Source organism: Novosphingobium olei (assembly GCF_037076535.1).
In the GTDB taxonomy this organism is placed as follows: domain Bacteria; phylum Pseudomonadota; class Alphaproteobacteria; order Sphingomonadales; family Sphingomonadaceae; genus Novosphingobium; species Novosphingobium olei.
Window position 1 is genome coordinate 328,165 of record NZ_AP029021.1, and the last position, 13,087, is coordinate 341,251.

17 protein-coding genes are annotated in these 13,087 nt (G+C 66.5%); 11 read left to right on the forward strand and 6 right to left on the reverse strand.

The window, feature by feature from the left end; all coding sequences use genetic code 11:
- The first annotated feature begins 48 nt into the window (after positions 1-48).
- Positions 49-918 carry a 3-hydroxyacyl-CoA dehydrogenase NAD-binding domain-containing protein gene (locus AACH40_RS01590; protein ID WP_338643928.1) on the forward strand — a complete coding sequence of 290 codons (870 nt, stop codon included), beginning with the start codon at positions 49-51 and terminating at the stop codon, positions 916-918.
- 65 nt (positions 919-983) lie between these two features.
- Positions 984-1,355 (forward strand): hypothetical protein, encoded by a 372-nt coding sequence (locus tag AACH40_RS01595; RefSeq protein ID WP_169494394.1) that lies wholly within the window; start codon positions 984-986, stop codon positions 1,353-1,355.
- Between the two features lie 7 nt (positions 1,356-1,362).
- On the opposite strand, the gene AACH40_RS01600 is transcribed toward AACH40_RS01595, so the two are convergent.
- Positions 1,363-1,677 (reverse strand): hypothetical protein, encoded by a 315-nt coding sequence (locus AACH40_RS01600; RefSeq protein WP_169494395.1) that lies wholly within the window; start codon positions 1,675-1,677, stop codon positions 1,363-1,365.
- A gap of 138 nt (positions 1,678-1,815) precedes the next feature.
- Here AACH40_RS01600 and AACH40_RS01605 point away from each other — a divergent pair, with 138 nt between their 5' ends.
- Positions 1,816-2,163 carry a DMT family protein gene (locus AACH40_RS01605; protein WP_169494506.1) on the forward strand — a complete coding sequence of 116 codons (348 nt, stop codon included), beginning with the start codon at positions 1,816-1,818 and terminating at the stop codon, positions 2,161-2,163.
- Between the two features lie 13 nt (positions 2,164-2,176).
- On the opposite strand, the gene AACH40_RS01610 is transcribed toward AACH40_RS01605, so the two are convergent.
- The gene (locus AACH40_RS01610; RefSeq protein ID WP_169494396.1) at positions 2,177-2,350 is read right to left on the reverse strand and encodes a hypothetical protein; all 174 of its coding nucleotides are present in this window, start codon (positions 2,348-2,350) and stop codon (positions 2,177-2,179) included.
- A 135-nt stretch (positions 2,351-2,485) separates the two neighbouring features.
- Here AACH40_RS01610 and AACH40_RS01615 point away from each other — a divergent pair, with 135 nt between their 5' ends.
- Positions 2,486-2,938: a thermonuclease family protein gene (locus AACH40_RS01615; RefSeq protein ID WP_338643929.1), complete on the forward strand. Its 453-nt coding sequence runs from the start codon at positions 2,486-2,488 to the stop codon at positions 2,936-2,938.
- Positions 2,939-2,948: 10 nt separating this feature from the next.
- Here the strand turns inward: AACH40_RS01615 and AACH40_RS01620 are convergent, their stop codons facing one another.
- Entirely contained in the window at positions 2,949-3,584 is a 636-nt protein-coding gene (locus tag AACH40_RS01620) for a TetR/AcrR family transcriptional regulator (RefSeq protein WP_169494398.1), read from the reverse strand.
- A 150-nt stretch (positions 3,585-3,734) separates the two neighbouring features.
- On the opposite strand from AACH40_RS01620, the gene AACH40_RS01625 reads away from it, so the two are divergent.
- Positions 3,735-5,486, forward strand: a complete 1,752-nt coding sequence (locus tag AACH40_RS01625) for a bifunctional metallophosphatase/5'-nucleotidase (protein WP_338643930.1) — start codon at positions 3,735-3,737, stop codon at positions 5,484-5,486.
- On the opposite strand, the gene AACH40_RS01630 is transcribed toward AACH40_RS01625, so the two are convergent.
- Together AACH40_RS01630 and AACH40_RS01635 are read right to left on the reverse strand one after the other, a co-directional pair.
- Positions 5,461-6,252, reverse strand: coding sequence for a DUF1295 domain-containing protein (locus tag AACH40_RS01630; protein WP_338643931.1), 792 nt, complete (start codon positions 6,250-6,252; stop codon positions 5,461-5,463). The two genes, AACH40_RS01625 and AACH40_RS01630, sit on opposite strands and share 26 nt — an antisense overlap.
- Complete coding sequence (locus AACH40_RS01635) at positions 6,249-6,860, reverse strand: lysophospholipid acyltransferase family protein (protein ID WP_338643932.1); 612 nt, start codon at positions 6,858-6,860, stop codon at positions 6,249-6,251. Before AACH40_RS01635 ends, AACH40_RS01630 begins: the two co-directional genes overlap by 4 nt.
- Positions 6,861-6,943: 83 nt before the next feature.
- On the opposite strand from AACH40_RS01635, the gene AACH40_RS01640 reads away from it, so the two are divergent.
- The 5 genes from AACH40_RS01640 (at position 6,944) to AACH40_RS01660 (ending at position 11,808) form a co-directional block, all read left to right on the forward strand.
- A complete protein-coding gene (locus tag AACH40_RS01640; protein WP_169494402.1) occupies positions 6,944-7,750 on the forward strand; it encodes a histidine phosphatase family protein in 807 nt (268 codons plus the stop codon).
- A complete protein-coding gene (locus tag AACH40_RS01645) occupies positions 7,743-8,624 on the forward strand; it encodes an NAD(P)H-hydrate dehydratase (RefSeq protein WP_338643933.1) in 882 nt (293 codons plus the stop codon). The genes AACH40_RS01640 and AACH40_RS01645 overlap by 8 nt, the downstream gene beginning before the upstream one ends.
- A gap of 85 nt (positions 8,625-8,709) precedes the next feature.
- Entirely contained in the window at positions 8,710-9,186 is a 477-nt protein-coding gene (locus tag AACH40_RS01650) for a MarR family winged helix-turn-helix transcriptional regulator (protein ID WP_169494404.1), read from the forward strand.
- 5 nt (positions 9,187-9,191) lie between these two features.
- Entirely contained in the window at positions 9,192-10,262 is a 1,071-nt protein-coding gene (locus tag AACH40_RS01655; RefSeq protein ID WP_169494405.1) for an HlyD family secretion protein, read from the forward strand.
- On the forward strand, positions 10,246-11,808 hold the full coding sequence (locus AACH40_RS01660) for a DHA2 family efflux MFS transporter permease subunit (RefSeq protein WP_338643934.1): 1,563 nt from the start codon (positions 10,246-10,248) through the stop codon (positions 11,806-11,808). The genes AACH40_RS01655 and AACH40_RS01660 overlap by 17 nt, the downstream gene beginning before the upstream one ends.
- Positions 11,809-11,816: 8 nt before the next feature.
- Here AACH40_RS01660 and AACH40_RS01665 read toward each other — a convergent pair whose 3' ends face one another.
- Positions 11,817-12,479 carry a ferritin-like domain-containing protein gene (locus tag AACH40_RS01665; protein ID WP_338643935.1) on the reverse strand — a complete coding sequence of 221 codons (663 nt, stop codon included), beginning with the start codon at positions 12,477-12,479 and terminating at the stop codon, positions 11,817-11,819.
- 96 nt (positions 12,480-12,575) lie between these two features.
- On the opposite strand from AACH40_RS01665, the gene AACH40_RS01670 reads away from it, so the two are divergent.
- Complete coding sequence (locus AACH40_RS01670) at positions 12,576-13,022, forward strand: DUF983 domain-containing protein (protein WP_169494408.1); 447 nt, start codon at positions 12,576-12,578, stop codon at positions 13,020-13,022.
- The last annotated feature ends 65 nt before the right edge of the window (positions 13,023-13,087 follow it).

The following is a 13,087-nucleotide window of genomic DNA, read 5'->3' on the forward strand; positions in this document are numbered from 1 at the left end:
CTGGCGCCGAAAGCTAATCCGCGCTCCGTTTCAGTGGAGGGCAGTGCGATGCAGACGGTAGCGGTGATCGGTGCGGGCCAGATGGGTTCGGGCATTGCGCAAGTGGTGGCGCAGGCGGGGCTCAAGGTGCTGCTGTCCGACGTCAGTGTCGAACTTGCCGAAAATGCCAAGGCGAAGATCGCCAAGGGCCTGCTGAGGCTGGTTCAAAAGGACAAGATCACCGAAAGCGCCGTGGCCGAGGCGCTCTCACTGATCGTGCCGGTGGGCGACTACGCACCGATGGCGGAGGCCGACCTGATCATCGAGGCCGCGACCGAGCGCGAGGAGATCAAGCACCGCATTTTCGAAGCCGCGGGCAAGGTGCTGGCCCCCGGCGCGATCATGGCATCGAACACCAGCTCGATTCCGATCACCCGCATGGCGGTGTCCTCGCCCGATCCGGCGCGCTTCATCGGGGTGCATTTCTTCAACCCGGTGCCGGTGATGAAACTGGTCGAAGTCATTCCCGGCCTTGCGACGTCGCGCGAAACGGTCGCGGCGGTGAGGGGGTTCGTCGCGCGGCTGGGCAAGGAAGCGGTGCAGTCCGAGGACGAGGCGGGGTTCATCGTCAACCGCATCCTCGTGCCCATGCTCAACGAAGCCTGCTTCGTGCTGGGTTCCGGCACGGCCAGCGTGGCCGATATCGACAAGGGCTGCAGGCTCGGCCTCAACCACCCGATGGGGGCGCTCGAACTCGCCGACTTCATCGGGCTCGACACCTGTCTCGAAATCATGCGCGTGATCCACGCCAGCACCGGGGATTCGAAGTATCGCCCGGCCCCGCTGCTCGCCAAGTATGTCGAGGCGGGCTGGCTGGGGCGCAAGAGTGGCAAGGGCTTCTACGATTATTCGGGCGAAACGCCGGTCCCCACCCGCTGAGTGGGGGGCACAAGGGAACGGCGCGCCCGGGCAGGCGTAGTCTCCGCACAAAGGAGACACACCCCATGTCCGGCAACAAACCGATCGACACCGCCAGCAACGATGCGGGCGAGAACTTCGACGAGCGCGACCTTGCGCCCGAGGCGCACAACGCCGAGCAGGACGACGAACAGGCACAGGCGCAGACCCTGGCCGACGAGGCGATCGGCCGCGCGACGAGCGTGTTCGGCGAAAACGACGAATCCGACCGCGCCCGTGGCGGCCTGGGTGACGAACCGGGATCGGACACCCCCGATCTGGTCGATCACATGAAGCAGATGGTCACGTCAGGTCGCATCGACATGGACGCCTTCCGCGGAGAGCGGAGCGACGATGACGAGGAGGCGATGTACGGCGAACAAGGCATAGACGACGACACTCCGCGTGGCGCCGAGTGAAGTCCTGCTATTGAGGGGGAGCGTCGATCGGGGCGGTCTGTTCCGCCCCGTTCGGCAGATCGCCGACTTGCGAGGTGACGTCGCGACCGTGGTCGTAGACTCTGACCTCGTACCGCTTCTGTCCGGACTGATCGGGATCTTCACTGGCCGGCGGCTGGTCTTCCGCAGCCCAGCGGGCGAAGCTTGCATGGGCATCTTCGCTGGGAGCGGCCTTGGGGGCAGGCGGTGCGGTAATCGAACGCGATGCGAAGCCGAACAGGCCCGCCACGAACAGGACGCAAAGCAGCATCGCGGCCCAGCGGTTGCGAAACAGGAAGTCCATTTCTCGTCGATCCGTCGCAGTTTTCCGGCCTGGCAGAGATTACCGATCCAACATTAACAACTTGCAAAACGTCGCGGCTTGCAGCGCGTGCGCATGGGGCGCAGAGCGACAGGCTGGACCCATCCGGAGCGCATCGCCTTGCCCACGATCCTGCTGCTGATCTTCTCCAACATGTTCATGACCACCGCCTGGTACTGGCATCTCAAAGGCGGCCCGCAAGTCGCCGAAAGCCGGCCGATCGTGATGGTGATCCTGGTCAGCTGGGGACTCGCCTTCGTCGAATACTGCTTTGCAGTGCCCGCCAACCGCATCGGCTTTGCCGCCGGCTGGAGCGCGGGGCAGCTCAAGGTCGTGCAGGAGGCGATCGCCCTTGTGGTGTTCGGCGCGTTCATGGTGTTCGTGCTGGGCGAGCCGCTGCACTGGCGGCACTTCGCGGCCTTTGCCTGCCTGATGGGCGCGGTCGGCTTCCTGTTCGTCGGGCGCTGACCGATCCTGCCGATCAGCCTTCCTTGGGAGGATCCTTGGCCCAGGGATTGACGTGGGCATGGGCCGAAGCGTCATCGCTTGGCGTCTCATCGGCCGATGGCGTCAGGCGCCAAGCGGTGATCAGGATGCCTGCCGCCCAAAGCAGCGCGCCCCAGCGGCTGCGAAAGATCATGCGATAACCGAACATGGCACAAGGTTACCGCAGGCGAGGTTAATCATTTCCTGATCCGTGCGGCTGGGCGCAGAACCAGCCCTAAGGTGCCGTACGGATGGGGCTTCTTCCGGAACAGACGGGGCTGTGCGCGCAATGCACGGCCCACCCATGCCCATTCCTGCCCTGCGCCTTGTGCCTCTGTCGTTCGCCCTGCTTGCCCTCTTCGCCGCCTGCGCGGTGCCGGCATGGAGCCGTGATACCGAAACCGCCAGCTTCGCATCCTGCGGCGCCGAACGCCGCGTCACGTGCGTCGTCGATGGCGACACCTTCTGGTATCGCGGCACCAAGATCCGCATCGCCGACATCAATGCGCCCGAAGTCGGCCACCCTTCCTGCCCTTATGAGGCGGAGCTTGGCGCTGCAGCCACGCAGCGCCTGATCCAGTTGCTCAACGACGGGCCGTTCTCGCTGGCCGTCGAAGGCGCGCGCACGACCGATCGCTATGGCCGGGCGCTGCGCGTGGTGCTGCGCGACGGCCAAAGCCTGGGTAGCAGGCTTGAGCGCGAAGGGCTGGCGGAACGCTGGAAGGGGCGGCGCGGCAACTGGTGTGCCGCAGCCTGATCGCGCGCAGTCAGGCCGCGCGCAGGTCGGTCACGCCCTTGGCACCCCGATCGGCGGCGGACAGGCCATCGAACACCGCGTCGATGATCCGGGCGAGCTTTTCCTCGGTCAACCGCTCCATGAACATCGTCATGGTGCCGATGGCGCAGTATGGCGCCACCATCTGGTTGACGAGGCTGATCGTCTCATCAACGCCCAGCCCTGCGAAAAAGCCCTCGCCCATCGCCTCGCCGATGATCACGCCAAGGTAGTGATCTGCCAGGTCGACGTAGCTGCGCACTTGTTCGAAGTGTTCGTTGCCGATGTCGATATAGCTCTGGAAGGCTACCGGATCGGCCTGATAGACCTTGCGCATCATGGTGAAGCGCCGCGCGAAGAACTCGTACATCTTGCGCCGTGCGGGCAGGTCGCTGGCGACCACTTCCTCCATCGCCGCAACCTTGGGGCGGAACCAGTATTCGGCCAGCGCTTCGAGCAGCGCGTCCTTGTCCTCGAAATAGCGGTAGACGGTTGCGGGCGACATCCCGGCGCGGATCGCCAGTTCCTGCATCGTCAAGGCTGGGCTGCCCCGCTCTTCCAGCAGCGCGGTCGCGATCTCGACGAGACGTTCGCGGGTCGCCTCGATATCAGTCTGGGCGCGGTTCATCGCTGCTTCCTGTTCCCCGGCAGATGGGCCTATCGGCGATTGTAGGGAGTGCGTGCGGCCGTTTCAATGAAGAGCGGTGCCTTCCAACCGTCACGCGCACCGGCTAGGGATGCCATCACGTTGCAACCGAAACAAAAAACAGGAAATCGCATGCCCCGATCGTTTCGCACCGCGCCGCTCCTTGCCGCCGCCCTGCTGGCCGGTTGCGCCACGCCGTCGGTGCATCAGGCCGCGGCGCCGGTCGAAGTGGGGATCATCGCGTTCAACGATTTCCACGGCAGCCTGGAGCCTCCGCGCCAGTCGGTCATCGCGCCCGACGGCAAGGGTGGGCAGGTGCAGGTGCCCGCGGGCGGCGCGGCGTGGTTCGCCTCGGCGCTCGAATCGCTCCGGTCGAAGTATCCCAATCACCTGACGGTTTCAGCGGGTGACATGATCAGCGCCTCGCAGCTCGCCTCCTCGCTCTACCTCGACGAGCCGACCGTCGGCGTGATGAACCGCCTCGGCGTCGATTTCAACGCGGTCGGCAACCACGAATTCGACCGTGGCCGGGACGAGCTGCTGCGGATGCAGAACGGCGGCTGTGCGAAGTTCACCGCCAAGGAACCCTGCCAGCTGGAGAAGTTCCCCGGCGCCAGCTTCCGCTACCTGGCCGCGAGCACGCTGACCGAGAACGGCAGCCCGCTGTTCCCCGCCACCGGCATCCGCAGCTTCGGCACCGGCAAGCGCAAGGTATCGATCGGCGTCATCGGCCTGACGCTCAAGGGCACGACTGATCTCGTCAGCCCGGCGGGGATCAAGGGCCTGACCTTCGCCGACGAGGCGGACACGATCAACGCCGCCGTTCCCCAGCTCAAGGCGCAAGGGGCCGATGCCATCGTCGTGCTGATCCACCAGGGCGGCAAGACGCAAGGGGCGCCCGATCCCAACGGCTGCAACCAGCTGGTGGGCGACATCAAGCCGATCCTCGCGCGGCTTGACCCGCGGGTCGATCTGGTCGTTTCCGGCCACACCCACTGGGACTATGTCTGCGACTGGAGCCAGCAGGATCCGGCCCACCCCGTTCTGCTGACCAGCGCCGGGGTCTATGGCAAGGAAATCACCGACATCCGGCTCGAGATCGACCCCGTCACGCACAAGGTCGTTTCGAAGAGCGCGCACAACGTCATCGTCCAGTCGGTGCCCTACACCTCGTCGCGCGGGCCGCTCGGCAATACCGACCTCTATCCGCAGTTCGCGCCGCGCCCGGACATTGCCGCCTATGTGCAGCGCTATGTCGATGCCTCCAAGGCCTATACCGCGCGCGGCGTAGGCAAGCTGTCGGGCCCGGCGACCAAGGGCGAGGGCGCCGAAAGCGGCGTGGGCGGTACGCTCGGCAACGTCATCGCCGATGCCCAGCGCGACGCCACGGCCAGCGCCGGCGCGCAGATCGCGTTCATGAACCCCTTCGGCATCCGCGCTTCGCTGGTCCCCGCCGCCGACGGTTCGCTGACTTTCGGCGACATCTATCAGGTCCAGCCCTTCGGCAATCAGGTGGTGACCGAAACGCTCACCGGGGCCGAGATCAAGGCAGTGCTCGAACAGGGCTTCGACGACAACGGGCCCGACCAGGCGCTCGCGCCCTCGTCCGGCTTTGCCTATGTGGTCGATCGCAGCAGGCCGGTGGGCAGCCGGATCGCCTCGATCACCTTCAACGGCAAGCCGCTCGACATGACCGCGCGCTATCGCGTGACGATCAACGGCTTCCTGTCGCAAGGCGGCGACGGCTTCACCATCCTTGCCAACAAGCCCGAGGCGGTGACCGGCCCGACCGACATCGATGCGCTCGAAAGCTGGCTGCGCGCTGCGCCGATGCGCACCGTGCCGGCCGAACAGCGCGTCACTTTCGCGGGGGCAGCGGGATGAAGCCCGACGTCCGGCGCACGTATTCGGCGTAGTCCGGTCGGCGCTTGGCCATGCCGCGTTCGAGCATCGGCTTGCCCGACCACTTCGTCAGCGTGAAGGTCAGGAATACCGGCCCGATCAGGCCGGCCAGCGCGACCGGCAGCCCGGCATCGGCCGCCATCAACCAGATGCCCCACCACACGCAGGTGTCGCCGAAATAATTGGGGTGGCGGGTGTAGCGCCACAGGCCGGTGTCGAGCACCTTGCCCTTGCTTGCCGGGTCGGCGCGGAAACGCGCCAGTTGCGCGTCGCCGACGCTTTCGAACACGAAGCCCACCAGCCACAGCAGCGCGCCCGCCGCCACCAGCGCTCCGGGCGCGCCTTGCCCCGGCGCCAGGATACCAAGCTGGGCGGGCAGGCAGGTCAGGTAGAGCAGCACGCCCTGCATCGCGAACACGATGGTCAGCGCGGCGATGGCAAAGCGCCCCTCGGCCTTGGCCTTACCCAGAATGCGGGCATAACGCGGATCCTCTCCGTTCGCGCGCCAGCGGCGGTAGAGGTGGAGCGCCAACCGGACGCCCCAGATCGTCGTTGCCGCCGCTATCAGCACCGCGCGCAAGGGCGCATCCGCGCCAACCTGCGCCAGCGTCAGCAGCGCAAGGCCGGCCATGCCGCCCGCCCACACCGCGTCGACGAAGCTGACGTCGCCGATCCGCACCGCGATCCGCCACAGCACCAGCATTGCCAACGCAAGGACAGCGGCATTGATCACAAGCACGTGCATCATGACAGGAGATCCTCGAAATTGCGGATGCCGCGCTCCGGGTGGCGGGGGGTGACCGTCTGGTAGATCGCGGCGATCTTGCGCATGTCGGCCTTGTAATCGCCGCTCGGCATGATGGTGGGGCCCAGCCCGCCGGTCTTGGTGCCATAATCCATCAGCCCCACCACCATCGGCACGCCAGCGGCCAGCGCGATCTGGTAGAAGCCCGTGCGCCATTCGGTCACCGCACTGCGCGTGCCTTCGGGCGCTATGGTCAGGACGAAGCGGTCACGGTTGCGGAACTCCTCGACCATCGCCTGCACCACGTTGCGCCGCTGCTTGCGGTCGATCGCGATGCCGCCCATGTCGCGCATGAAGCGCCCCAGTGGCCAGCGGAACAGACTGTCCTTGGCCATGAACCGCGCATCGAGCCCGAGCGCGTTCACCAGGCCGAGGAAATAGACGAAGTCCCAGTTCGAGGTGTGCGGCGCGGCGATGATCACGTAGCGTCCGCCCGGCGGGGGCGTCCCCACCGCGGTCCAGCCCTGCCGGCGATAGAACCACAGCAGCGCCCGCCGCATCAGCCGCGACAGCAGGCTCGGCCGCGCTTGTGGCGCAACGGTATCGGTCATCCCCATCTCCCGCGGTCGAGATTATCGCAGCCCGGCCGGATTGTCGAAGGGAACAAGCCGCCCCTTGGTGCCGTTGCCCGCAGATGGACAGAGCATCGGAAATTCCCTCGCCTTATCCGCCACTTGGCGCTTCGCGCTGGCCGGCGGTGCTGTGGATCGTGCGCCACGGGCAAAGCGCCGGCAACCTGGCGCGCGATGCCGCCACCGAACAGGGCCTTGCGCGCATCCCGCTCACCCACCGTGATGTGGACGTGCCCTTGTCCGATCTCGGCCGGCAGCAGGCAACGGCGCTCGGGCGCTGGTTCGCCGAAGCGCACGAGGATGGCCGGCCCGAAGTTCTGCTGGCCTCGCCCTACGTCCGCGCGGTGGAAACTGCGCAGCTTTTCCGCGCCAATGGCGGCTGCACCCCCGATGAGCCGGTGTGCATCGACGAACGCCTGCGCGAAAAGGAGTTCGGCATCCTCGATGGCCTGACCACCAGCGGCATTCACGAACTCCAGCCCGAACAGGCCGAACTGCGCCGCCTGCTCGGCAAGTTCTACCACCGCCCGCCCGGCGGGGAATCGTGGGTCGACGTGATCTTCCGCCTGCGCGCGCTGATGGACACGGTTTCGCTCCACCATGCCGGTCGCCGGGTGATGATCGTCGCCCATCAGGTCGTGGTGCTGTGTCTGCGCTACATCATCGAAGGGCTGGACGAAGCGCAGGTGCTGGCGATCGACCGCGAAGGCGATGTCGCCAACTGCGGCATCACCGAATATCGGTTCGATCCGGAAGCGGGCCACCACGGCGCGCTGGTGCTCGCCCGCTACAACGTCACCGCGCCGATGGTTGCTGATGACACCCCCGTCACCGCCGCGCCTGACAAGATGGTCGCCGCGCGTGGGTGAACGGCTCGAACCGCTCGATAGCGACTGGCTGCGCGCGCACCCGCTGCCGCAACCCGCTTCGGATGCGGACAAGAACGGCCGGGGCAGGGTGCTTGTCGTCGGCGGTTGCGTTACCGTTCCTGGCGGCATTCGCCTCACCGCCGAAGCCGCGTTGCGCGCGGGCGCGGGCAAGGTGCAGGTCGCCACGATCGCCAGCGCGGCGATGGCGCTGGGCGTCGCCATGCCCGAAATCGCCGTCCACGCCATGCCAGAAGCAGAGAACGGCGAACTGGGCGCCTGCGGGGCGTTGCTGGATACGCTTGCGGGCAGGGCCGATGCGGTGATCGCCGGCCCTGCCGTTGCTTGTCATGACGCGGCGCGTCGTCTGGTCGGCGATCTCCTGTCCCACGATGGCGATGCCGAACTGGTGCTCGATGCGGGCGCGCTGATGGTTCTGGCAGAACACGGCGCAAGGGTTGCCCGGCGTGCGCGCCCCGCCGTGCTCACGCCGCACATCGGGGAAATGGCCGCGCTGCTCGGCGAACCCGCCGAAGCCATAGAGGCGGACCGCCCCGCTGCCGTGCGCCGCGCCGCTGAACGCTTCGGCGCGGTCTGTGTGCTGAAGGGCGCAACCAGCCTCGTCGCGGCGCCGGGGGCCGAAACGCTCGCCTATGCCGGCGGCGGTGTGGGGCTGGCGACCGGCGGATCGGGCGATGTCATGGCCGGCATCGTTGCCGGGCTTGCGGCGCGCGGCGCATCGCCGCGGATCGCAGCGGCATGGGCGGTGTGGCTCCATGGGGAGGCGGGGCGGCGCTGCGCCGAACAGACTGGCCCGCTGGGTTTCCTCGCCCGCGAACTGCTCGCGCATGTCCCGGGGCTGATGCGGGCGCTCTGACCCAAGGCCGCACCGGCCTCATAAGGGCTATGACTAGTTCGAGCTTCCTTGACGGTAATAAGCATAGTTATTATCGCCATGGAAAATGCAGAACAACGTCGCCTTCCTGTCCGCGGATGTCAGTCGCCTGATCCGCAAGCGGTTCGATGTCGCGGCGCGCACGCTCGGCGTCACCGGCCCGCAATGGCGCGTGCTCGCCGCGCTTCAGCGCTCGCCGGGCATGAACCAGTGCGCGCTCGCCACCTGGCTTGAGGTGGAGGCGATCACCGCCGGACGGATGATCGACCGGCTCGAAAAGGCGGGCCTCGTCGAACGGCGACCCGATCCTGCCGACCGTCGCGCCTGGCGCCTGTTCCTGACCGAGGCCGCCGATCCGCAGATGGCGCATTTGCGCGAATGCGCCGACGATGTCTTTGCCGAAGCGCTGCAGGGTCTGTCCGAAGACGAACACGAAATGCTGCTCACCCTCCTCGGACGGGTGCGCGCCAACCTTCTCGACGATGCGCCGGGCGAAACGCCTGGCGCTTCCTCTCCCTTAACTTCCAGAATTGCAGCCGAGTGACAGCGATGGCCGAAGCCGACCCGTTCCCTATCCACCAGGACGCTGCCCAGGCGGCGAAGGAGCATGCCGCCGCCACGCGCCGCAAGCGCGTTCGCCTCGTGCTGATGACCGTTGTCCCCGCGCTGATCATCGGCGGGGGGCTGTGGTACTGGTTCGGCAGCCCGGGCGAGGTCGAAACCGACAATGCCTACGTCAAGCAGGACATCGTCTCGATCGCCGCTGAAGTGAATGGGCTCATCGTCAAGGTGGCGGTGCGCGACAATCAGCACGTCAAGGCGGGCGACGTGCTGTTCACCATCGATCCCTCCTCGTTCCGCGTGGCGATGCAGCAGGCCGATGCGCAGATCGCCTCTGCCCAGGCCAAGGTCACGGCGCTGCAGGCCGACGTGGGTGCCAGCGCTGCCGATCTTGCCGCCGCGCGCGATGAAGTGCGGCTCGCAGAAGCCAACTATGCGCGCGGAAAGGCGCTGATGGATCGCGGCTTCAACACCCGCGCCAGCATGGACCAGGCCGATTTTGCCGTCGCCAGCGCGCGCGACAAGCTTCGCGCGCTCGAGGCCGAGGTCGCCAAGTCGCAGGCCCAGCTTGCCAACGGCGCGCAGGTGCCGGGCGTCAATCCCGCCATCGCCGCCGCCCAGGCGGTCCGCGCCAAGGCCGCGCTCGACATGACGCGCACCGTCGTGCGCGCGCCGGCCGATGGCCGCGTCACCCAGATCAATCGCCTGCAGATCGGCCAGATGGTCTTTGCCGGCGTGCCGATGCTCTCGATCGTGCGCGACGAAGGCGCGCGGGTCGAAGCGAATTTCAAGGAAACCGACCTTGCCCGGATGCGTGCGGGCCAGCCGGCGGAAATCCGGCTCGATGCCTATCCAGGCCTCAGGCTCAAGGGCCATGTCGATTCGATTGGCGTGGGAACCGGTTCCGAATTCGCCGTGCTCCCGGCACAGAACGCCACCGGCAACTGGGTCAAGGTGATCCAGCGCGTGCCCGTGCGCATCGCCATTGACGAAAAGACCGACCGTCCGCTGATCGCGGGGCTCAGCGCGCTGGTCAAGGTCCATGTCGGCAAGGACTGAATCGCCCGCTGCCGCCACCCCGGCGGCGCCATTGCAGACGGCGAACCGGCCGCTGCTGATCGTCGCGGTGATGGCCGCGATGGTCATGCAGATCCTTGACACCACGATCGCCAACGTGGCGCTGCCCCACATGCGCGCATCCCTTTCAGCCACGCAGGAGACGATCACCTGGGTGCTGACCAGCTACGTGCTTGCCTCGGCGGTGGCGCTGCCGCTGGGCGGCTGGCTCGTCTCGAACTTCGGTTTGCGTCGTGTTTTCGTCATCTGCGTGATCGGCTTCACGGCTGCCTCGGTGCTTTGCGGCCTGTCGCAGAGCCTTACCCAGATGGTGCTGTTCCGCGTCGCACAGGGTCTGTTCGGTGCCTTTCTCGGCCCGTTTGCTCAGACCGTCATGCTTGACGTGTCGACACCCGAAGAACGTCCCAAGATGATGAGCCTGTTCAGCCAGGGCATCATGCTCGGCCCCATCGCCGGGCCGGTGCTGGGTGGCTGGATCACTGAGAATTCGGACTGGCGCTGGGTGTTCTTCATCAACGTGCCGGTGGGCATCTTCGCCGCGCTCGTGCTCGTTGCGCTGCTTCCACGCACGCAGGTCCGCCCGCAGCGCATGGATATCCTCGGCTGGCTGTTCGTCGCGCTCGCCTTGTCCGCTTTCCAGCTGATGCTCGACCGGGGCGAAACCAAGGACTGGTTCGGCTCTGGTGAAATCGTCACCTATGCGGTCATCGCTGCGGTGGGCGCGTGGCTGACAGTGGTGCATCTTTCCACCACGCCCCGTCCGATCTACGCCCGGCGCATCTTTTCCGACCCCAACTTCGTTGTCAGCATGGGCCTGCAGTTCCTGATGGGCTCGATCCTGATCTCGGTATCGGCGCTGATGCCGGGGCTGCTGCAGAACCTCTATGGCTATCCGGTGATCGACGCCGGCTTGCTGCTCGCCCCGCGCGGCATCGGCATGCTCGCCTCGATGATGGTGTTCGGCAAGCTCATGGGCAGGATGGACCCGCGCCTTGCACTGGGCATCGGTCTGGTGGTGACCGGATGGTCGTTGCACATGATGGCGGGGTGGTCGCCCAACATGCCGACCGGGCCGATCATCGTGTCGGGCGTGATCCAGGGCATCGGGATGAGCTTCACCTACATGCCGGTGAACCTGATCGCGTTCTCGACGCTGCCCGGGCAATACCGCACCGATGCGGCGGGCCTGCTCAACCTGTGCCGCTCGATCGGCTCCTCGATCGGCATCGCGGTCGTCACCGTGCTGCTGAGCCAGGGCATCCAGCGCAACCACGCCGAATTGACCGAGCGCATCACGCGGATGAGCGTACCTGCCGATCTCGACCGCATCACCGCTTATGGCGGCGCGGCGGAAAGCGTCGCGCGCGTGGTCGATGGCATGGTCAACCAGCAGGCGGCGATGATCGCCTATCTCAACGATTTCTTCCTGATGGCGCTGGTTTGCTGGGCGACGATTCCGGTACTCGCCCTGGTCAAAGTCAACCGCAACGCGTCCGGGCCGATGCCCCAGATGGCCGCGGACCACTAGGCATCAGGTCACGCGGCGGGCGCGATCTCGTCGGGCCACGCGGCCATGCGCGGGGTGGATCGGCGCAGGAAAAGCGACGGCAGCTTCACCAGCATCAGCGACTTGTGAATGCACCAGTCGGCCCAGACCTCGCGCCAGCGCGCCTTGGCCCGCCCGTTCTTGAGCAGCCAGCGCGCATAGGGCTGCCAGTGGTCGGGCTCGTCCTTTTCCACGATGCGGAAGATGCGCGACAGAATCGCGTCCGACTTCACGTGCCGGTTGCGCAGCAGCACGTCGACTTGCGTCACGCCGCGCTGTTCGGTCAGCATGATCACCCGGCACAGCTGTTCGAAGCGGGCTGGATTTGAGACGATCTCCGCGGTGTCGAGCTCTTCGATCGGGCAGCCGAAAACACGCTCGATAAAATGGTCGATGTGCCCGCAGGTCCGGTCGACCGCCAGGGGCATCCGGCCCTGCCGTTCGAACCAGCGGCGGAACATGACGTAATGCTTGCGCTCGTCCGCGCGGTGCTTCTCGACCGCGGCGATGAACCCGGCTTCATCCGGGCATCGCGCGCGCACTGCTTCGAGCACGCGGTCTAGCGACGTGTAGCCGCGGTGTTCGTTGTAGATGTAGATCGAGGCGAGGACATCCAGGAACCGCTCCCGGAAGGCTTTGAGCGGTCTGAGCATGGCGCGGTATACTCCCGGCAGAGCCGATTGTTCCCGATCAGCGCTTGTGGGGGCAGCCCTGCAAGCCTATCGGCGGCGGCAGGAAGGATCCTCGCGATGGCCCTGTTTAGCAATCCCAAGTTCCGCTGGATCGTCGAATGCGGCTGGAAGGGCCGCTGCCCGCGTTGCGGCAAGGGCCCGATGTTCCGTGGCTGGCTCAAGCTCGCCGACAAGTGCGAGGCCTGCGGCCTCGACTACAGCTTTGCCAACGCGGACGATGGCCCGGCCTTCTTCGCGCTGTGCATTACCGCCTTTCCGCTGACCTTCATCGCGGTCTGGGTCCAGGTTGCCTACGATCCGCCGTGGTGGGTCCACCTGCTGACCTCGGTGCCGATCCTGGGCATCGGCTGCCTTGCCACGCTGCGCCCGTTCAAGGGCTGGCTGGTCGCCTCGCAATACGTCAACAAGGCGGTCGAGGCGGGTACCGAAGGCCTGTGGGCCAAGCTCAACGCGCGCGAGGGCGAAGCCCGTAACGGGACCGCGCCCAACGACACCAGACACTGACGGGTTCGCGCCGTGCCGATGGGGCGGCGACAACCTGCGCTGCGGCAAACGATGGCCGAAAAAAA

Bases quoted from the DNA above. Each gene is read 5' to 3' on its own strand.
- AACH40_RS01665 (WP_338643935.1), bottom strand. From the start codon at position 12,479: ATGCTCAGACCGCTCAAAGCCTTCCGGGAGCGGTTCCTGGATGTCCTC.
- AACH40_RS01615 (WP_338643929.1), top strand. From the start codon at position 2,486: ATGCCCATTCCTGCCCTGCGCCTTGTGCCTCTGTCGTTCGCCCTGCTT.
- AACH40_RS01635 (WP_338643932.1), bottom strand. From the start codon at position 6,860: ATGACCGATACCGTTGCGCCACAAGCGCGGCCGAGCCTGCTGTCGCGG.
- AACH40_RS01630 (WP_338643931.1), bottom strand. From the start codon at position 6,252: ATGATGCACGTGCTTGTGATCAATGCCGCTGTCCTTGCGTTGGCAATG.
- AACH40_RS01625 (WP_338643930.1), top strand. From the start codon at position 3,735: ATGCCCCGATCGTTTCGCACCGCGCCGCTCCTTGCCGCCGCCCTGCTG.
- AACH40_RS01640 (WP_169494402.1), top strand. From the start codon at position 6,944: ATGGACAGAGCATCGGAAATTCCCTCGCCTTATCCGCCACTTGGCGCT.
- AACH40_RS01590 (WP_338643928.1), top strand. From the start codon at position 49: ATGCAGACGGTAGCGGTGATCGGTGCGGGCCAGATGGGTTCGGGCATT.
- AACH40_RS01660 (WP_338643934.1), top strand. From the start codon at position 10,246: ATGTCGGCAAGGACTGAATCGCCCGCTGCCGCCACCCCGGCGGCGCCA.
- AACH40_RS01610 (WP_169494396.1), bottom strand. From the start codon at position 2,350: ATGTTCGGTTATCGCATGATCTTTCGCAGCCGCTGGGGCGCGCTGCTT.
- AACH40_RS01600 (WP_169494395.1), bottom strand. From the start codon at position 1,677: ATGGACTTCCTGTTTCGCAACCGCTGGGCCGCGATGCTGCTTTGCGTC.
- AACH40_RS01655 (WP_169494405.1), top strand. From the start codon at position 9,192: ATGGCCGAAGCCGACCCGTTCCCTATCCACCAGGACGCTGCCCAGGCG.
- AACH40_RS01595 (WP_169494394.1), top strand. From the start codon at position 984: ATGTCCGGCAACAAACCGATCGACACCGCCAGCAACGATGCGGGCGAG.
- AACH40_RS01670 (WP_169494408.1), top strand. From the start codon at position 12,576: ATGGCCCTGTTTAGCAATCCCAAGTTCCGCTGGATCGTCGAATGCGGC.
- AACH40_RS01650 (WP_169494404.1), top strand. From the start codon at position 8,710: ATGCAGAACAACGTCGCCTTCCTGTCCGCGGATGTCAGTCGCCTGATC.
- AACH40_RS01620 (WP_169494398.1), bottom strand. From the start codon at position 3,584: ATGAACCGCGCCCAGACTGATATCGAGGCGACCCGCGAACGTCTCGTC.